This window comes from Corynebacterium ulceribovis DSM 45146, from assembly GCF_000372445.1.
In the GTDB taxonomy this organism is placed as follows: domain Bacteria; phylum Actinomycetota; class Actinomycetes; order Mycobacteriales; family Mycobacteriaceae; genus Corynebacterium; species Corynebacterium ulceribovis.
Map to the genome: position 1 here is coordinate 586,473 of NZ_AQUY01000001.1, position 18,153 is coordinate 604,625.

At 58.2% G+C, this 18,153-nt stretch carries 14 protein-coding genes and 1 tRNA gene; 9 read left to right on the forward strand and 6 right to left on the reverse strand.

Features of this window, described 5'->3' with window-relative positions; genetic code table 11:
• The first annotated feature begins 19 nt into the window (after positions 1 to 19).
• A complete protein-coding gene (locus tag A3EC_RS11160) occupies positions 20 to 1,525 on the forward strand; it encodes a carboxylesterase/lipase family protein (RefSeq protein WP_018023635.1) in 1,506 nt (501 codons plus the stop codon).
• A 52-nt stretch (positions 1,526 to 1,577) separates the two neighbouring features.
• Complete coding sequence (locus tag A3EC_RS0102745) at positions 1,578 to 2,504, forward strand: hypothetical protein (protein ID WP_018023636.1); 927 nt, start codon at positions 1,578 to 1,580, stop codon at positions 2,502 to 2,504.
• 96 nt (positions 2,505 to 2,600) lie between these two features.
• Here A3EC_RS0102745 and A3EC_RS0102750 read toward each other — a convergent pair whose 3' ends face one another.
• On the reverse strand, positions 2,601 to 3,437 hold the full coding sequence (locus A3EC_RS0102750; protein WP_018023637.1) for a GDSL-type esterase/lipase family protein: 837 nt from the start codon (positions 3,435 to 3,437) through the stop codon (positions 2,601 to 2,603).
• 102 nt (positions 3,438 to 3,539) lie between these two features.
• A complete protein-coding gene (locus A3EC_RS0102755) occupies positions 3,540 to 4,097 on the reverse strand; it encodes a hypothetical protein (RefSeq protein ID WP_156812803.1) in 558 nt (185 codons plus the stop codon).
• Positions 4,098 to 4,231: 134 nt separating this feature from the next.
• On the opposite strand from A3EC_RS0102755, the gene A3EC_RS0102760 reads away from it, so the two are divergent.
• Both A3EC_RS0102760 and A3EC_RS0102765 read left to right on the forward strand, forming a co-directional pair.
• Positions 4,232 to 5,464, forward strand: a complete 1,233-nt coding sequence (locus A3EC_RS0102760) for an MFS transporter (RefSeq protein ID WP_018023639.1) — start codon at positions 4,232 to 4,234, stop codon at positions 5,462 to 5,464.
• Positions 5,465 to 5,605: 141 nt separating this feature from the next.
• Positions 5,606 to 7,807 carry a DEAD/DEAH box helicase gene (locus tag A3EC_RS0102765; RefSeq protein WP_018023640.1) on the forward strand — a complete coding sequence of 734 codons (2,202 nt, stop codon included), beginning with the start codon at positions 5,606 to 5,608 and terminating at the stop codon, positions 7,805 to 7,807.
• Positions 7,808 to 7,918: 111 nt separating this feature from the next.
• On the opposite strand, the gene A3EC_RS0102770 is transcribed toward A3EC_RS0102765, so the two are convergent.
• Both A3EC_RS0102770 and A3EC_RS12680 read right to left on the reverse strand, forming a co-directional pair.
• A complete protein-coding gene (locus A3EC_RS0102770) occupies positions 7,919 to 8,386 on the reverse strand; it encodes a hypothetical protein (protein ID WP_018023641.1) in 468 nt (155 codons plus the stop codon).
• Positions 8,387 to 8,440: 54 nt separating this feature from the next.
• Complete coding sequence (locus tag A3EC_RS12680; protein WP_169331386.1) at positions 8,441 to 8,959, reverse strand: HNH endonuclease family protein; 519 nt, start codon at positions 8,957 to 8,959, stop codon at positions 8,441 to 8,443.
• 179 nt (positions 8,960 to 9,138) lie between these two features.
• On the opposite strand from A3EC_RS12680, the gene A3EC_RS0102780 reads away from it, so the two are divergent.
• Genes A3EC_RS0102780 through A3EC_RS11170 form a run of 4 tightly spaced genes read left to right on the forward strand, consistent with a single transcriptional unit; the run spans position 9,139 to position 16,727 of the window.
• The gene (locus A3EC_RS0102780) at positions 9,139 to 12,066 is read left to right on the forward strand and encodes a DEAD/DEAH box helicase (protein WP_026162130.1); all 2,928 of its coding nucleotides are present in this window, start codon (positions 9,139 to 9,141) and stop codon (positions 12,064 to 12,066) included.
• A complete protein-coding gene (locus A3EC_RS0102785; RefSeq protein WP_018023644.1) occupies positions 12,063 to 12,923 on the forward strand; it encodes an SWIM zinc finger family protein in 861 nt (286 codons plus the stop codon). The genes A3EC_RS0102780 and A3EC_RS0102785 overlap by 4 nt, the downstream gene beginning before the upstream one ends.
• A gap of 22 nt (positions 12,924 to 12,945) precedes the next feature.
• Positions 12,946 to 14,070, forward strand: a complete 1,125-nt coding sequence (locus A3EC_RS0102790) for a metallophosphoesterase family protein (protein WP_018023645.1) — start codon at positions 12,946 to 12,948, stop codon at positions 14,068 to 14,070.
• Between the two features lie 2 nt (positions 14,071 to 14,072).
• Positions 14,073 to 16,727, forward strand: a complete 2,655-nt coding sequence (locus tag A3EC_RS11170; RefSeq protein WP_018023646.1) for an AAA family ATPase — start codon at positions 14,073 to 14,075, stop codon at positions 16,725 to 16,727.
• A 20-nt stretch (positions 16,728 to 16,747) separates the two neighbouring features.
• Here A3EC_RS11170 and A3EC_RS0102800 read toward each other — a convergent pair whose 3' ends face one another.
• Positions 16,748 to 17,296, reverse strand: a complete 549-nt coding sequence (locus A3EC_RS0102800; protein WP_018023647.1) for a YceI family protein — start codon at positions 17,294 to 17,296, stop codon at positions 16,748 to 16,750.
• Between the two features lie 133 nt (positions 17,297 to 17,429).
• On the opposite strand from A3EC_RS0102800, the gene A3EC_RS0102805 reads away from it, so the two are divergent.
• Complete coding sequence (locus A3EC_RS0102805; RefSeq protein ID WP_018023648.1) at positions 17,430 to 17,972, forward strand: MarR family winged helix-turn-helix transcriptional regulator; 543 nt, start codon at positions 17,430 to 17,432, stop codon at positions 17,970 to 17,972.
• 55 nt (positions 17,973 to 18,027) lie between these two features.
• Here the strand turns inward: A3EC_RS0102805 and A3EC_RS0102810 are convergent.
• Positions 18,028 to 18,100 (reverse strand) — tRNA-Arg (locus tag A3EC_RS0102810).
• Between the last annotated feature and the right edge of the window lie 53 nt (positions 18,101 to 18,153).

An 18,153-nucleotide genomic window follows, 5' to 3' on the forward strand; every position in this document is an offset into this window, starting at 1 on the left:
TCCACCTACGCTGGAAGGTATGGATTCACTTCTGCGTCAAACTACCGCGGGCCGAGTCCGAGGCATCCACTTTTCCGACTGCCTGACTTGGCGCGGTGTCCCGTTTGCGGAAGCACCGAGCGGGACGCTGCGGTGGGCTGCGCCGCGGCCAGTGCAGCCGTGGGGTGGGGTGCGCAATTGCGGAGAGTATGGGCAAATCGCTAGCCAGCCGTCGAACTCGGTGACGTCGAAAACGGTGGGCGGGGAGGATTGCCTGCATTTGGATATTGCGCGGCCGGTGACGGACGAGACACTGCCGGTGGTGGTCTATTTTCACGGTGGGAGCTTCATCTTCGGTTCCAGCCATGATGTTCAGCTGCGCGGTCATAACTTTTGCCGCCAGCTCAATGTGGTGTACGTCTCCGTCAACTTCCGGCTGGGTGTGTTGGGCTACGTTGACACCACTCCGTTGGCGCAGGGCAGTGACGACGATGTGCCTGCGGTGGCGAACCCGGCGGTGTTGGATCAGATTGCTGCGCTGAGATGGGTGCGGGACAATATCGCGCAGTTCGGTGGGGATCCGAACAATGTCAGCATTATGGGGGAGTCGGCGGGCGGCGCTGCGGTGGTGACGTTGATGGCGTCCCCGGCCGCGCACGGCCTGTTCCACAAGGCGGTGGTGCAGTCCGCGCCTGCGGCCTCTGTGCACACACCCGACCAGGCGGAGTATTGGTTGGCCGACTTTTTAGCACAAGTTGGGCTTAGTGACGACACCACCTTGACGGAATTGCGCCGGATGCCCGCAGAGTGGTTGACCGCGGTATCCAACAAAATGGTTCTGGATTCCAAAGCCATGATTTCGTTGAATACGTGCTTTGCTCCGGTGGTTGATGGCGATGTGCTGCCGGAGCATCCGCTGGCAGCGTTCCAAGCAGGGCGGCAGGCATTGGTCCCGTTGATTGTGGGGACGAACCGGGATGAGACGAGCTATCAGAAGTTCATTTATCCCACTGCAGCGGCCCGGCTGGTTGCGGCGCGGCGAACGTTAAACAATTACGACCCCGTCCATACGAACGAGGTGTTGGAGGGCTATCCGAAGGTTGTGACGCGGGATGGGTACGCCCGTTTTTTGGGTGATGCGGTGTTTTGGGGGCCGAGTATGCAAGTCGCTGAGTTTCATACCAAGCGCGCCCCAACGTGGGTGTATCGCTTTGATTACACCCCGCGGGCGCTGCGGATGCTGAAGTTGGGGGCGGTGCACGCGCTGGAGCTGTCGGCGTTGTTTGGCGGTGATGATCGGCGGACAAAGTTGTTCACGGCGCTGGGTGGTTCTGCGGATTTAGTGATTGTGACGATGCAGATGCAGCGGCAGTGGGCGAACTTCTTTCATGAAGATGTGCCGCGCTCGGATTGGCTGCCTTTTGAGGATGGGCACCGGGCGACGATGATTTTTGATGTGGATTCGGAATTGCAGATTGATCCGCGCCGGGCACAACGTCAGGCGTGGGCGAATTTTGATATGACGCAGTTCGCGGGGCAGCTGTAGGGTTAGCGGTACGCACCGAAAGGTGAATGTCCAGTGAGAGGTAACGCGCCAAATGAGTTTCTTCGAGCAGATCGCCGCAGCCCTTGACCAGGAGGGGATTGAGTCCCGGGTCACGGATACGACGCTGTATGTTCCGGTCACGTCGAATTTAGAGATCCAGTTCGTGGAAATTGACGCTATTTTGCCGGCCGCTGAGGTCTATGTCGCTGCAGCTGACGTTGACCTTGATGACGAAGCGTTCGACGCAATGTTGGTGTCCGTGGCGTTTTCTGTGGAGGATGCCGTGAAGGCCGTGGCTTTCCACGTAGCGACCGATCAGATGATTACGCTGACGGACGATCTACTGGACGGCACCGATGATCGGATTTTGGGGCTGGAGTTTGACCAGGTCTTCGATATGGATCTGGATGATGACGCGCCGGAGATGACGTTGGTGCAGGCTGAAGTGGGCACTTCCAGTGTGCTGCAGGTGCAGGTGGAATTGCAGGACAATGTGCCGGTAGCGCAGGTCCGGTTCATCACGTCGATGCTCGATGAGGTGGAAGACTTGGTCGATGAGGCCATCTCGGAGCTGTGGGAGTCTGAGGCGCATGCGGTGCTGTCGGAAGAAGACCGCCAGCAGTTGTTTGAGACGGTGTCGAACGATTTGTCGCGGCAGAATTCCGAAGAGCTGGATCTTGGTTCCTTCACCGATTTCGACCGGCTTTTTGACGTTTTGAGCTTGGCCGCGGAACATGCCGATGACTGGGAAGCTGCATTGGTCCCAGTGGACGATGGTTTCCTTGAGGATGAATCGGAAGACTTCTTCGGACCCCTAGTTGTCGATGAAAATGGTTTGTCGCCATACCCATACGACGACGATGATCTTGATGAGGATGACCTCGACGATGACGAGGAAGACGAAGACGACGAAGACGACGGCCTTGATGGTGACTTCGACGAGGATGATGACCTCGACGATGAGGACGAGTCGAAGTAGTTTCGTTTAAGCGAAAAGACATAATGCCGGTTCGGAACAAGAGGTGTTCCGGACCGGCATTATCTTTGCCATTGTTGCCAATGGCGTAGAGACCGCTTACATATTCGCAGCGATGATGCGGGCAACGGCGTCGTTGCCTTTGTGGGTGAGGTGTGTGGTGATGTTGTACGGGTTAGAGCGGTTGTCGTAAACACCGGTGATGTAGCGCTGGCTGTCGGATGCGCAGGAGCCATGGCCTTGGGTCTTTGCTTCCAGATTCAGCCAAGAGGCGCCATTGGCGTGTGCGGTGGCGCGTTGCCAGTCATGAACATTGTCGAATGCGCTGCGCAGTGGCGGGAGTGTCATTGGGAGCATCGGCAAGTTTTGAGCCTGAATCCAGCAGCCCACGCCATTGCGATCGACGACGCTTGGGTAGCCGATCAGCTGAATCTTGGCGTGCGGAGCCGCACGACGAATGCGCTTAATTTCAGTGCCGACATGGTGCATGTAGGCACCCTTTTGCTGGGATGGGATCCCCGCGCCTTTGTAGGTGTCGTTGATACCAATCTGGATGCCGACGTAGTGGGTACCACGGTTAATAGAGCGCTGAGCTAGCGCAACATTAACCTGGCTGCGGAGGGTGTTGCCGTTAGCCAGTGGGCTGTAGGTGGCAGCACCGGTGCAGGAGTAGTCCTCCACGACGCGGCCAGTTTGCTGCTGCAAGGAAACGCCGACGCGCTTTTTACCGTGCGCACAGCGGCCCGGCTGCTTGCTGATGCCGCTGACTTTGCCTGGGCCCTGCATCAATTTGGCGAGCTCATATGGCGGGTTAGCCAACAAGGAATCACCAAATAACACGGCATTGCCTGGTGCCGCTGTGGCAGTTGTTGGAATTGCCAGCATGGCAATGACAGTGGTGACTGCGGTCGCAAGTGCAGTGAGCGCTCGGCGCATATTGTGCTCCAATCTAAGTATCGCGACCAAGCGTAGTGGCTCGGATAAGAATTGTCTTAATTACTGGCGACCCAGGTGGTAAGACGCCGATGAGGCGTCGAACTAGGCGACCGCATGATAAGCCTGTTGCACTCGGACAAGAGCATTGTCATAGTCCGGATATGCAGTGCCGGTGGAATCGCAGAACCAGTTCACCACCACTGTGGTTCCGACCGAGGAATACGGATTGAGCTGGACGTGTGGTGCTTCGAGCGGGCCTACTGCAGTTTCCACCAAGCTCAGCGCGCGCTCGGCGAGTGCTTGCCAATCGTTTGTCGGCGTTGTCGGGCCAATGTCTGGACGAAACTCAATGGACGCGGTAGCCAGGTAAAGATTGCGGCCGCCAAGGCGTGCATACTCGGGGAAGTAGCGCTTGGCATGTTTGGCAAAGCTGGCTGACAGTTTTGTTTTTCGGACAATGACTTCACAGCCAGCCCAGCCGTCATCGTGGGGGAGCATCAAAAAGTAGCTCGGTGGTCGCCAGGAGTGGCTGCGGCGTTCGAGTGAGCGTGGATGCTTGATAAGAGCTTGCAGCTTCGAGATTTCGTCAGGGCAAAGGTTGAGATAGAACCAAGACAGATCGTTGTGGTTGAGGCGAGTGAGGTCAGTTGATTTCGTCATGGCGTCAACATAGCCCACGCTTCGGACAAGCGTTCGAAGTTGTTTCGAAACTGTGTTCTATTGCCAGGCATGATATCATAGACAAGTCAACAAATGGCAAGAACTACAATTAAAGAGAGGTAGGCGATTCACAGATGCCGCAAGTCCGTGACCAGCGGATGCCACGCGAAATCTGGGTACTCGTTTCCGCGGCGTTTATTATTGCGTTGGGATTTGGTCTCATCTCCCCGCTGCTGCCGCAATATATTCAACTTTTCGATGCAACTGTCATGATGGGCAGTATTGTCATCGCCAGCTTCAGCATTATGCGCTTGCTGTGGGCTCCAGTCTCCGGCAAGCTTGTCGACCGCTTTAGCTTCCGTCCTGTGTATGTAGCAGGACTACTCATCGTCGCACTGTCCACCATGCTGTTGGCAGTGGCGCAAAGTTATAACCAGTTACTGGTGTTCCGAGCCATCGGTGGCATCGGTTCGACCATGTTTACTGTCTCCGCCATGGGGCTCATCGTTCGTCTTGCGCCGCCACATATGCGTGGCCGGGCGAGCGCTCTCTACGGCGGGGCATTCCTCACCGGTAGCGTGTTGGGTCCAGTTCTTGGGGCAGCACTGTCTGGTTTGGGCTACCGATGGCCATTCGTTATCTATGGCATTGGGCTGCTCATCGCGGCAGTTGTCGTCTGGGTGGGACTGCGTCCAACCACGGCAGAAGCAGAAGCGGAACTGACTGAACCGCGACCAGCGATGTCTGTCCGGGAGGCACTCCTTGATCCGGCATATCGAGCCGCACTCGTCGGCGGGTTTGCCAACGGTTGGTCCAACTTTGGTGTCCGCGTGGCCATTGTGCCGCTGCTTGCTGCATCGCTATTCCATTCCGATGGTGCTATCGCTGGTCTTGCGTTGGCTGTGTTTGCACTCGGTAATGTCATCGCGCTCCAATTCTCTGGACGCATTTCCGACCGCTACGGGCGTAAGCCAATCATTACTACCGGCCTGATTGTCAGTGGAATGTTCACCGCGACGTTGGGCTTTACGACGAGTATCGCTATGTTGCTGGTCGTATCCTTCCTTGCGGGCACAGGTGCGGGCATGATTAACGCGCCGCTGCAAGCGGTGGTTGCCGATGTGATCTCCAGTGATCGCGCAGGCGGCAAGGTCGTGTCGACTTACCAAATGGCACTGGACCTTGGTTCCATCTCCGGCCCAATTCTTGTTGGTGCAGTCGTTGACGCGAGCGGATTTAAGTTTGGGTTCCTCATGGGTGGCATAGTCAGCTTGATTGCTGCCGTTGTCTGGTCTCAAACGCGCGAAACTTTGCCGTCAAAATGCTCCATGGAAAAGCTGTCCGAAAAGGAAAAAGTCGGGGTCTAGCTACGGTGGCTGGGCGGCGGATGCGCCGTCGCCCGCGGGTAGCTCACTGATAGGGCAGGGGCATGACATGCGCCACAGCCTGCACGTGTGAGGCAGAAGCGGATCGCTTTATGCTTCGTCAACGCGTACGCTGAAATGATAATGAGCACAACTGACAGCCTGTCCGGGGGCATTGAAGAGCCGGAAAATGTGAATATGTCGGAAGCTCAGCAGGATGCGGAGACTGGGATCGCATCTGAAGCTGAGCACACCGAGCCAGAAAATGGCCAGGAGAAGCCAGAGCAAGGCCAAGAGCAGCAAGACACCGGTGAAGAAGCGCCGGTAGCTGAACAGCCTGAACAAACCGAAGAGCCTGCAAAGGCTGAAGAGAAAAAAGAGTCTAAAGAAGAGAAGGGCCAGGCTGGGTTTGGGGACCTGGACCTGCCGGAAGAAATCGTAGAGGCTGTCGCGAAGGTTGGCTTCGAACGTCCGTCGCCGATTCAGGCGGCAACCATCCCGACCCTGATGCAAGGCCGCGACGTTGTCGGCTTGGCCCAGACCGGTACCGGTAAAACTGCGGCATTTGCGCTGCCTATCCTGGCACGTTTGGACCGCAAGAACCGTTCCCCACAGGCGCTGGTTTTGGCGCCAACTCGTGAGCTAGCTCTGCAGGTTGCAGACAGCTTCCAATCATTCGTCGACCACGTCCCAGGCGACGTGTCCGTACTGCCGATCTATGGTGGTCAGGCCTATGGCATCCAGCTGTCCGGCCTTCGCCGCGGCGCCCAGATCATTGTCGGTACCCCAGGCCGTGTCATCGACCACCTGGAAAAGGGTTCCCTGGATATCTCCGGCCTGCGTTTCCTCGTCCTTGATGAGGCTGACGAGATGCTGAAGATGGGCTTCCAAGAAGATGTCGAACGCATCCTGGAAGACACCCCAGATTCCAAGCAGACCGCACTGTTCTCCGCAACGATGCCATCGGCAATCCGTCGGATCTCCAAGCAGTACCTGGTCGACCCAGAAGAAATCACCGTCAAGTCGGAAACCCGCACCGCAGAGAATATCCGTCAGCGCTACCTGCAGGTTTCTCACCGCAATAAGCTCGACGCTTTGACTCGTATCCTCGAGGTCGAAGAATTCGAAGCGATGATTCTGTTCGTGCGCACCAAGCACGAAACCGAAGAGCTCGCCGAGAAGCTGCGTGCCCGCGGTTTCTCTGCAGCAGCCATCAACGGCGACATCGTCCAGTCCCAGCGTGAACGCACCATTGACCAGCTCAAGGACGGCCGTCTGGACATCCTGGTAGCGACCGATGTTGCTGCCCGTGGTTTGGACGTCGACCGCATCAGCCACGTGGTCAACTTTGACATTCCGCACGACTCTGAGTCCTACGTGCACCGCATCGGCCGTACTGGCCGTGCCGGCCGCTCAGGCGAAGCGCTGCTGTTTGTCACCCCACGTGAACGGCGCCTGCTGCGTTCCATCGAACGCGCAACCCGCCAGCCACTGAAGGAAATCGACCTGCCAACTGTCGACGAAGTCAACGAATCCCGCAAACAGAAGTTTGCTGATTCCCTGACCAAGTCCCTTGAGCACTCCGAAGTCGATGTTTTCCGCGGTCTGATTCAGGCATACGCTGAAGCCAACGACATTCCAGTGGTTGACGTAGCAGCTGCACTGGCCACCCAGGCCAACAGTGGCGAAGCTTTCTTCATGAAGGAACAGCCACGCCGTGAACGCGATGACCGCCGGGGCCGTGACCGCGGTGATCGAGGCGAGCGCCGTGATCGACGCGACCCAGTACACTTCGACCGCAATGGTCGGGCAATGTCCAACTACAAGCTGGATGTGGGCCGCCGTGACGGGGTCCGCCCAGGCGCGATTGTCGGTGCACTGGCGAACGAAGGTGGCCTGACCCGCGAAGACTTCGGCCACATCTCTATCCGCCCAGACTTCACTCTGGTGGAACTGCCTGAAGGTCTGCCACAGGAGGTCTTTGACAACCTGGCGGATACCCGCATCGCAGGTCGTCGCATCAACATTCAAGTTGACCCAGGTGCCCCAGCTGGTCGCCCAGCTTCGCACCGCCGCGACCGTGATGACCGTGGTGGCCGTGACTTCCGCGACCGTGGCGACCGCCGCGGTGGCCGGGATCGCGATGACCGCCGTGGTGGCCGGGACCGTGACGATCGTCGTGGCGGCGGCTGGCGTGGCCGTGATGACCGTGATGACCGTCGTGGTGGCGGAAACTGGCGCGGCCGCGACGACCGTCGTGATGACCGTGGTGACCGCCGTGGTGGCCGTGATAACCACCGCGGTGGACACGGTGGACACGGTGGCGGTCGCAAGTTCGACCGTTAATCGTAAGGCGCGCCACCGCGCGCGCTAACCGCAATAACGAAAGGGCCAGAGGAAAGAATTCGGTTGTAGAACTCGCCTCTGGCCCTTTGGCGTTGGGTAGGGAAGTAGCTGTTAGCCCACCAAGAACATAAGGACGGCCACGATCAGCCACAGCAGGGAGAAGATGCCGCCGAACATGCCCAGCTGGCCCTTCGCCTTCGTAATGTCCAGGTCAGCTGGAGCGTCAGCGTCCACCTCGGTGTCGCCCAGCGCTGCCAGTACCTTGGCCTGCTTCGGCGCAATCACGAACAGCAGGAACGCCCATGCGACGATGGTCAACAGAATCGAGGCGTGCATCAGGCCTTCGCTCTTGTAGGTCTTAAGGTCCGTAAAGAAAATGATGAAGCCGACAGCTGGCACAATCAGAGAGATCATGCCGTAGGTGTTAGTGATGCGGTGCATTGCTTTGGCAACGCCGAGGGCCTGTTGGTCGCCGCCAGCTGCCTTCAATGCGTTGCCACCGAACAGTGCGGTCGACACTGCCAGCGGGCCAACAAAGATAATGGCCAGCAGGACGTGCGCCATAATTACGAATTCCATGAAATCTCTTTCTCCATAAAACTGGTAGCCGGAATTTCCGTGCCCGTCCCGACTCTACCCACAGGCTCTACGTAGAGCAGCATGGTCCTCCCCACTTACTGACAGCGTGTAACTAACCGCGACGGTCAAATATACCTGCGCGTACCAGCAATGTGCCTGCTTAGCTGGTGGCATCCACGCCCCGGGTGTTTTATCCGACTTCTCCCGATTGACCGCAGCCTGGGTTGCCACCAGATTGCGGTCAGCATCGTTGGCAAACTGATGGCGCTTCGCCGCCGACCAGAGATGTGCTCCGTGGTCCCAGGCCGCAGCCAAGGGAAAAATATGGTCCACGTCAGCTGCTTGGGGGCGCAGCGGCGCACCGGTGTAGGGGTCGGCGCGGGGAGCGTGTCCAGAAAAATGGCATCGTTCTGGCAGGTCAGTGGCATATTGTGCGGCGAGAACTTCATGCCGAACGGTACAGTTGCCCACCGCAGCAGGGGCCCAAGCACCACCGAATTGCTCCCGAGAGTATCCAGGCGCATCCGGCCGCTCGGGCACCACGTTCACCTGCGTCAACAGCTGTGCAACCACCGCTTTGTCACCCTTGGGTACCGGCGGATGGACCGGCACGAGTGAACTGCAGCCAAGCAATACGCTGGGCATAACCGTCATTAAGCACAAAAATTGGGCTGTTCGCTTTTGGGGCATAGTTATATCGACTCGAACATGGCGCGCACGGTTCCGTCTGACTGACCTGATACAACTAATGCATGACCGAAACGCCTTATCTCGTCCACGGAGTGTGGCTGGAATCCAGCGGCCTGCACTTGTGGCTGGAGGCAACGGACGGTCACCGGATTTTGGCGGAGCTACCTGCTGATATTGAACTTCCGGCGTACATTCGTGGTTTGCTTGCGCAGCGCCCAGCCCGTCATGTCATTGGGATGACCTTACAAACTCCGCAGGGTAAGCGTCGTCGCCTCAATATCCCGACTTGGGCGTGGCATCCGGGTCGTGCCATTGAGGTGCTCACCGGAATCCACGCTACCTGCAGCGATGCGGGGGTTATTGCCCCAGATTTACGCTTTTTGACGCATATGTGCATCGGGGTTGAACAATTTGTCTTGGCCGGCCGGGTGCTCATCCGCGCGGAACATTCGGACGGGGAGTGGTATCCACGCTGGACGCTCGCGCAATCGGTGGAGCTGCGCAGTTGGCTAGCGGATATGACTGCAGCCGCCCCGCAAGTGTTGCTGACGAACTCTGGGGCCAACTTTGTCACGGATATGGCCGAGGAACTTGCGCATCCGATTGCTACTGCGAAGTTACAGGCGGCGCCACAGCCGAAGAAAGCGCGGCATCAGTTCGTGGAAACGCTGCTGTCCGGTGAACCGCTTCGCAGGTTTAAACCGGACCTGGTTCGCCTGCTGAATCGGTGGCGAGGTTCGCTAGCGCAAGACCCAGCGCGACTGTACTTTGCGCTGACGGAACCGACCGAGGACGTGCCTCTTTGGCAGCTCAATGCGCTGTTTAGCACCCCGACGATTACTGCTCGGGAGGTTGCCGGTACGGTGCTGCCGCCGGAAGTCACTGACCAGTTGGCGCATCAGATGTTACTGGCGAAATCTGCGTTCCCGATACTCCATGGGGCGCAGCAGGTGCCCGGCTCGATGGACTTTGTGCTCACTCCGGAGGAAGTGGTGGCGCTGGTGCAGTCTGGTGCGCAGGCGCTGGCGGGGCAGGGGATTACGGTGCTGCTGCCGCGTAACTGGTCGGAGCAGCAGCCGAAGCTGGTGCTGGAGACGACGCCGGAGGGCGAAGTTTATGGTGCTGTGCGGGGTGGCACGGACGGCAAGGTCGGTTTTGACCAGCTGGTGTCCTATAAGTGGCAGTTAGCGCTGGGCGATGACACTTTGACTGACGCGGAAATGTCGGAGTTGACGCAGGCTCAGACTGGGCTGGTGCGGATCCGTGGCAAGTGGGTGTTCGCTGACCCGCAGATGCTCGAGCGGGCATTGGAATTCATTAAAACCGAAACCACTCTCGACCAGCCATTGGGCGAAGGTGAAAAGCCACTACGTGAGCTGTGGGGGCAAGCCGTTGTTGCCCCAAGCACCGACGATGACTTGCCCATTGCGTTTACCGGAACTGGCTGGGCTGCCAGCCTATTCGGTGCTGAGTTGCCACCCACACCACCAGTTTTGCCGCAACCTAAAGGCGTTAATGCAACCCTGCGGACCTATCAGCAACGTGGTTTCGAATGGCTTGCGCATATGCAAAACCACAGTTTTGGTGCGATTTTGGCCGATGATATGGGCCTCGGAAAAACGCTGCAGGTGCTGACCTTGGTTCAATGGGACAAGGAACAGTGGGTCAAAGAGCAGGGTGCGAGCGATGTCGCAGGTACCCCTGGTCCAACGCTGATTGTGGCACCGACAACCTTGGTGGATAACTGGGCGCGCGAAGCCGCGAAGTTCACCCCGGGTTTGACCGTGCGGATTCATCACGGCGCCGGCCGCGCAAAGGAGCCCGACTTTTCGGGCACTGACTTAGTCCTGACCACCTATGGTGTGGTGAGCCGCGATATCGACAAGTTGGCGGAGCAACCCTTCGCCCGCATCGTTTTCGACGAAGCTCAGGCGGTGAAGAACCCGACCACCCGTACCGCCCGCGCCGTCCGAGCGCTGCAATGCAGCAACCGCGTCGCGCTGACTGGCACCCCAATGGAAAATCACCTGTCAGAACTTTGGGCGATTATGGACCTAGTCAACCCGGGGATCCTCGGTAGCTCACGCAGTTTCCGCCACAATTTTGCGATGCCAATTGAAACGAAGTCTGACGATGCTGCCATGGAAAAACTCCAGCGCATTACCAGCCCGTTTATTCTGCGCCGCCTGAAAACGGATCCGCGGATTGTTGCAGACCTGCCCGACAAGCGTGAGGTGGAGCAGATTGTGCCACTGACTGCGGAGCAAGCAGCGCTCTACCGCGCCTACGTCGAGGAAATGCAGCAGTGGGTTGCTGAACAATCCGGCATCGCCCGTCGCGGCCGCGTCTTGGCAGCGTTGACTCGGCTTCGGCAGATTTGTAACCACCCGGCGCACTTTTTGGGTGACGGTTCCGGGCTTTTTGACGGAAACGGCCGCCATCGCAGTGGCAAAGTAGCCAAGCTGCAGCAACTGATGGACGATGCAGTTCAAACTGATGCCAAAGTGCTGATTTTCACTCAATTCCGTGCATTCGGGGACTTGCTTTTGCCGTGGTTGCAGCAGCGTTATGGCACCGACATTGAGTTTTTGCACGGTGGTCTGAGCCGCACCCAACGGTCCCAGATTGTCGCAGATTTTCAGCAACCAGATGGCCCGCGTGCAATGATGCTCAGTTTGAAGGCCGGTGGCACTGGGCTGACGCTGACTGCTGCCACGAGAGTTATCCATTTGGATAGGTGGTGGAATCCGGCAGTCGAGAATCAAGCTACTGACCGAGCGTATCGAATTGGTCAGACCAAGGATGTTGAAGTCATCAAGCTGTTGGCACAAGGTACGTTGGAAGAACATATCGCGGAGGTTATTTCCGGAAAGCAACAGCTCAGTGATGCGGTGATCAGTCCAGGTGACGGCTGGATCACCGAGCTGAGTATTGCGGAGCTGCGCGATTTGGTTGAACTTCGAGAAGCAGGCGGGGAGGCATCACCGTGAGCGGAGCAAGGCGCGGCGGCACAGCTGACGGGAAAGCAGAACTTTTCCGTAAAGGTGACGGCAACGTTATCTACGCCAACTTCGGTGGCCGTGCGACGGCAGACCTGCCCCGAAAGAAAAGCACCACGCAGCAGCCCGGCACGTGGGCAGCGCGTTTTCTGCGGCAATCAGCCGAGCAACTCTTTGATGCGGGCCGACTGCAGCGCGGGCGGAAGTATGCCCGGGACGAGCATATTCTGAAACTACAGTTTTCCGACGGCGCGGTTTCTGCACTAGTACAGGGCAGCCAAAATGAACCTTTTACCACCGTGATGACCCTGACTCCGTTGGGCATAGACCAGCGCACGGAGCTGCTCACCGAGCTGGCTTCCGACCCAGCTGCCATGCACGGCCTGACCATGGGCGTGGTCTCCGACACTGTCGGACATGCCCTGCTCGGTGCGGATGCCCACGATCTCCGTTTTCACTGTGATTGCCCCGACCCGGTATACCCCTGTAAACACGCCGCGGCGTTAGTAGAAGCCCTCGCTACCGAGCTAGATAAGCATCCGACCCGACTTTTGGAGCTGCGGGCTCTCACCCCAGCACATGTCCAGGAGCACCGCAGGGCTTTGACCACTGCCCGCCGTGCGCAATCGAAATCAGATGCGAATGCTGCCGACCTCGATTTCTGGGGGATTCGCGGGGAGCTGCCGGAGCTGCCACACCCAAAAACGGCATCTGCGCTGGAAGACACGGATATTCAGCTGCTGCAAGAAGCAATGCGTACCGTCAGCTACACCGCAATTGATACCTTGCAAGCGGTGTCAGACCTGGAAGATTGCTTCTATTTTCTAACGCGCGAAGACGGTATCTGAGCCGCAGGGTATGAATGGACGTATGACCGTGAAATTCGTCCATACTTCCGACTGGCAGCTGGGGATGACCTGGCGGGTACTCCAAACTAATGCCGAAGCACAACCCCGTTTCGACCAAGACCGAATCGATGCGGTCGCCCGACTAGCTGACCTTGACGCCCAGTTCGTAGTGGTCGCGGGCGACGTTTTTCACGACAATTCTGTTACCGCCACCGTGCGCACCCGCGCTTGGGAAGCAATGCGTTCCATTGGAAAACCCGTATTCCTGCTGCCCGGCAACCACGACGCTTATGACGCGGGATCGATTTATAGACGTCATCAAGCGGAAATACCGGACAATGTCACCATCCTCACCGATGACACTCCGGTGACCCACGCGGACCTGCCGAATGTGGAAATCGTTGGGGCGCCCTTCCTTTCGCGCTACCCGCACACCGAACCGGTCGCTGATGCATTAGCGAAATTGGAACCGGCCGCGCCGGGCATCACCCGGGTGTTGGTCGGGCATGGCACGGTGTATGGATTCGGCGGCGACACCGGCAACATTATCGATGTGGAACTGGTGGAGGCGGCCCTGGCTGATGGGCGCGTGCATTATGTCGGCATTGGGGATAAGCATTCCACCGAGTCCATTGGTAGCAGCGGGCGTTTTTGGTACTCCGGAGCGATTGAAACTACTGACTATGAAGAGAAAGAGCCCGACTCCGGTAACGCACTGCTGGTCGAGATTTCCGCTGATGAATGCGACGTGCAGTCGGTGCCGATGGGGAAGTGGCGTTTCCGGAATGTGCAAGCGCACCTGAATACTGACGAAGATATTGACCGCTTTTTTGCCGAGTTGGACGCGATGCCGGACAAGGCACGCACCACGGTGAAATATGACTTGGTGGGCAGCGTCACCTTGGCCCAGAACCGCCGGCTGGAGCAGGGGTTAGAACACCGCTTGCCGACGTTCGCAGCATGCTACCCGCGGGAACGGACCAAGGATTTTGTGGTGCTGCCGGATGAAGGGGAGCTCGCGGGCCTGGGTCTGACCGGATACACCTTGGCAGCGGCGGAGGAATTACAAGAGTTGAGCGAATCTGGTGATCAGACTGCCGCCGATGCGTTGGCGCTGCTGTACCGCCTGGAAGTGGGAGTGAACTAGCTATGAGTTTTGTCTTGCATTCGGTGGAGCTGAAGAACGTCGCTGGGGTGGAGCAGTTGGCTCTGCAACAGATCCCAGAGACCGGTGTCACCATTATTCGCGGGCCGAATGAGGCCGGAAAGTCCACGATTTTAAAGGTCATTGAGCTGTTCTTTGACCCGAAGACTAAGCACACCTCGCAGAATGCGAAAGTGAAGAGTCTGGTTCGGCGGGATAAAGATGTGGCGCCGGAAGTGACCGTGGAGTTCACTTTGGGGCCTTACCGCGCGCAGATGACGCGGGTGTACTCGCCGAAAGCGATCGGCAAATGTGAGCTGAATGTCTTAGCGCCGAAACGGCAGCAGTTCGGTGGCAATGAAGCCGAAGACTGGCTCGCGGATGTCACCGCACAGTACCTCGACACGGATCTGATGAAAGCGCTGACCGCCCAGCAAGGAGTGGCTTTGGAAGTGCTGAAAGATGTGGGCGATATCAGTCCGCTGACCTCAGGCTTGGGGCAATCCGATGGGGAAGTCACCGATGATGCTTCGGAATCCCCGCTGCTGCGGCGGGCGAAAGCGGAATACCTGAAGTACTTCACTAAAGGCGGCCAACCGTCGAAGGACCGTAAGGCCCTGCATGCGAAGGTCGCGGAGCTAACTGGGCCACGTGATGAGGCGCAGCAGCGAGTGAAACAGCTGGAGCGAGTTGTCGCGAAATCAGGGGACTTGCGGGAACGATTCGCGCAGCTGGAGGCGGACCTGCCAGGAATCGAAGCTGAGATTAATGACAAGGAAGCTGCGTTTGCGCAGGCACGCGACGCGGAAGAGAAGCTGACGAAACTGCGTGAGCGGCGGGAATTTTTCGCCATGCAGGTGACGTCGAAAAGCGACATGGTGGAGACGCGGCGCACACAACGCGACCGCCTGACTGCCCTGACCGCTGAGGTCGCGCAGGCGACGGAAGCGAAAGAAGCTGCGCAGAAAGCTGCAGGCGAATTTGATGCTGCGGTGACAGCGAAGCGAGAAGAGCTCGCAGCTGCGCGCGCCGAACTGAAGGCGCAACGCACGCGCAGTGGGCAGGCGCAGGCGTTGGTGGATTGGTTTGCGGCGCGGACTGAATCGCAGCGGGCGCAGGAGCGGATGGCGACGGCCGAAAAAGCTGCGCAGGATGTGGCGGCTGCGAAAGCGACGTTGGCGCAACTCACCATCACAAACGATGAGGTTAATAGGCTGCTGGCTGCGGAGAATGAAGCCAGTGCGCGCCGAGAAATTCTCGAGCGGTCGGCAGCATCCGTGCAGATTTCGGCGGCGCAACCGCGCACGGTGGGCGTCAATGGTGTGGACACGGACCTTTCGCAGCCGCAGACCTTGCCGGTGGCCGAAGAAGTTGAGCTGACTATCGATGATGTCACAGTGCGGATTTGTCCGGACACTAACGCCCAAGAGCTGCAGATTGCCGTGGACCAGGCTGAAGTCGCTTTGGCAGCATTGCGCGCGGAGCTTGGTGTGGCAAGCGTCGAAGAAGCGGCGGCACAGGCGCGCGAACACGATGAGGCTCAGCAGCAGCACCAAGCGGCCAGCGCAGCGCTGACCGCAGAACTCAAGGGCCAGCAATTAACCGCGCTTGTTGACGAAGCGGAAGCCGCAGCGGCAACTGAAGCAGCGTTGGCTGCGCAGCTGGAAGATGCGGATGTGGCCGCTGACAATGCGGATGAAGCCCGCGAAGTGTTGGAGCTGGCGCAGCAAGCCATTGATGAAGCGGAAGTAACTGAAGCTGCAGCGACTGAGGCAGTGGACGCGCTGCTGGAACGCTCACCTGCCAGTGACTTGGCGCAGGCCAGCAAGCAGTTGGAGCTGAAGTCTGAGCAGCTGAAGGAACTGTCCGATGAGCTGGAGCGCGCAGTTGCGGAGTATTCCGATGAGCAGTTGGCGCAGGACCTTGAAGCGGCGCAAGCGCAGGTTACTGACTTTGATGAGCAGATTGCGCAGGCGCAGGCAACTGGCTACGACCTGGAGCTTGCTACCGCAGAGTTGACGGGGGCCCGGAACCGGAAGCGGCAAACGGAAAAGGATCGGCGCGCGGTGGAGCTGCAACTCGCAGAGCTCAAGAGTCGAGTCGATGACGCCGAAGGTAGTTTGCAGACGCTGGAGCGGCTGGATAGTGAGCTCGATGATGCCGTTTATGCCGCTGAGCGGGCCGATGAACGGGCCGCAGCAGCGCAGTTGTTGAAGGAAACGTTGGAGACCCATCAGCAGCAGGCGCGGGAGAAGTATGAAAAGCCCTTGCTGGACCGATTGGAGCATATGGCGGCGCCGCTATTTGGGTCAGGTGTGCAGTTTGAACTCAACAACAACTTGGAAGTTGTCCGCCGTACCGTCGACGATGTGACTGTGGATGTGGCGCAGCTTTCTGGTGGCGCGCAGGAGCAGCTCAATATATTGACGCGGCTGGCGATTGCCGGTTTGGTCGCCGATGGGGAAGTGGCACCGGTGATTATTGACGACGCACTGGGATACACCGACCAGTTACGACGCACCCGGATGAATATCGCTCTAAACAATGCAGCGTCCGGGCTGCAGGTACTGATCTTGACCTGCGAGCCCGAACGCTACGCTGCGGTGGTGCCGGCGGCGGAATACTCCATGGAGGAACTCACGCTGCCAGCGGATGAGTAGAACCTACTCAGCTGTGAAAACTACTCAGCCTTGGTTGCGGAAACTTCGATTTCCAGCTTGACCTTCTCGGAGACCATCAGGCCACCAGCGTTGAGCGGCGCCTGCCAGTCGATGCCGAAGTCCTTACGGTTGATTTCGCCGTTAGCTTCCAGGCCCAAGCGGGTGGTGCCGAATGCGTCGACAGCTACGCCGAAGGTTTCCACGTCCAGGGTCACTGGGTTGGTGTGGTCGCGGATGGTGAGGTCACCGGTCATCTTGCCGGTGGTCTCGCCGGTCTGCTCAAACTTGGTGGCGACAAAGGTGATTTCTGGGAACTTCTCTACTGCGAAGAAGTCGTCACCCTGGATGTGGCCGTCGCGGTCGGCGTTATTGGTGTTGGCGGAAGCAGCCTTAATGACAGCCTTTGCTGCGGAGGCAGCTGGATCTTCAGCGTTGATCGTGAAGGATGCTTCGTAGTCGTTGAACTGACCACGAACCTTGGAGACCATTGCGTGGCGAACCATGAAGCCGATGGTGGAGTGGGATGGGTCCACGTTCCAGGTACCTGCGAATTCTGCGTTAAGAGCCATGATGTGTTCCTTCCTCTCGGTTGTTGACATGTCAACTATAACGTTGTTGCGCTCCTTTGTCTACACCCATTTGTTGAACCATTCATTAGCTGCGAATACGGCATTTGAAAAAATGCGGGTAAGGTCATCAATTATGGGGCAGTTGACTGAAAACGATTCTCGCGACGACGCGCAAGTACCGTGGCTAAACGCTACTGAACAGGCATTTTGGCGGTCCGTGCTGGCTGCAACGCGAGGTGTCGACCGAGCTATCGAGATGCATCTGCTGGAACATTCGAAAATTTCCTCTGCAGACTTTTCGGTACTAGTTGTGCTTTCTGAAGCCCCTCAGCGCTCCCTGCGCATGCGAGAGCTTTGCGACAAACTGACTTGGGATCGCTCCCGGCTCTCCCATCAAATCGGCCGCATGGAAAAGCGCGGACTCGTAGAAAAGCAGCGGAGCGAATCCGACGCCCGCGGTATTGATGTCGCCATCACCCAACTCGGCTACGACACCATTGTCGAAGCTGCTCCCGACCATGTTCGTATTGTTCGCGAACTCGTATTCGACAACCTTGAGGGGGTGAATCTTGACCTGGTGCGTAGCTATGTTGACCGCGTGCATCTAGCGGCAAGTGAAGATTGTGGCGAATGTGCTGGGCCGCCAATGCCTGCTCCACCAGCCGGAACTCAATAACGAAAAACCCCGCCCAACCAAGCATTTAAGCTGGTCAAGCGGGGTTATTTTTTCGTGCCCCCGAGATGATTCGAACATCCGACCGCTGGTACCGGAAACCAGTGCTCTATCCCCTGAGCTACGGAGGCAGTGCTACCAAATGGCAACTCTGGTCATGTTAGCACTGCCGGATTGCAAGTGG

What these genes read in the sequence shown, in the direction of transcription:
- A3EC_RS0102780 (WP_026162130.1), top strand. Translation starts at nt 9,139, where the DNA reads ATGACCGAAACGCCTTATCTCGTCCACGGAGTGTGGCTGGAATCCAGC.
- A3EC_RS0102790 (WP_018023645.1), top strand. Translation starts at nt 12,946, where the DNA reads ATGACCGTGAAATTCGTCCATACTTCCGACTGGCAGCTGGGGATGACC.
- A3EC_RS11160 (WP_018023635.1), top strand. Translation starts at nt 20, where the DNA reads ATGGATTCACTTCTGCGTCAAACTACCGCGGGCCGAGTCCGAGGCATC.
- A3EC_RS0102770 (WP_018023641.1), bottom strand. Translation starts at nt 8,386, where the DNA reads ATGGAATTCGTAATTATGGCGCACGTCCTGCTGGCCATTATCTTTGTT.
- A3EC_RS0102800 (WP_018023647.1), bottom strand. Translation starts at nt 17,296, where the DNA reads ATGGCTCTTAACGCAGAATTCGCAGGTACCTGGAACGTGGACCCATCC.
- A3EC_RS0102750 (WP_018023637.1), bottom strand. Translation starts at nt 3,437, where the DNA reads ATGCGCCGAGCGCTCACTGCACTTGCGACCGCAGTCACCACTGTCATT.
- A3EC_RS0102805 (WP_018023648.1), top strand. Translation starts at nt 17,430, where the DNA reads ATGGGGCAGTTGACTGAAAACGATTCTCGCGACGACGCGCAAGTACCG.
- A3EC_RS11170 (WP_018023646.1), top strand. Translation starts at nt 14,073, where the DNA reads ATGAGTTTTGTCTTGCATTCGGTGGAGCTGAAGAACGTCGCTGGGGTG.
- A3EC_RS0102760 (WP_018023639.1), top strand. Translation starts at nt 4,232, where the DNA reads ATGCCGCAAGTCCGTGACCAGCGGATGCCACGCGAAATCTGGGTACTC.
- A3EC_RS0102745 (WP_018023636.1), top strand. Translation starts at nt 1,578, where the DNA reads ATGAGTTTCTTCGAGCAGATCGCCGCAGCCCTTGACCAGGAGGGGATT.
- A3EC_RS0102765 (WP_018023640.1), top strand. Translation starts at nt 5,606, where the DNA reads ATGAGCACAACTGACAGCCTGTCCGGGGGCATTGAAGAGCCGGAAAAT.
- A3EC_RS0102755 (WP_156812803.1), bottom strand. Translation starts at nt 4,097, where the DNA reads ATGACGAAATCAACTGACCTCACTCGCCTCAACCACAACGATCTGTCT.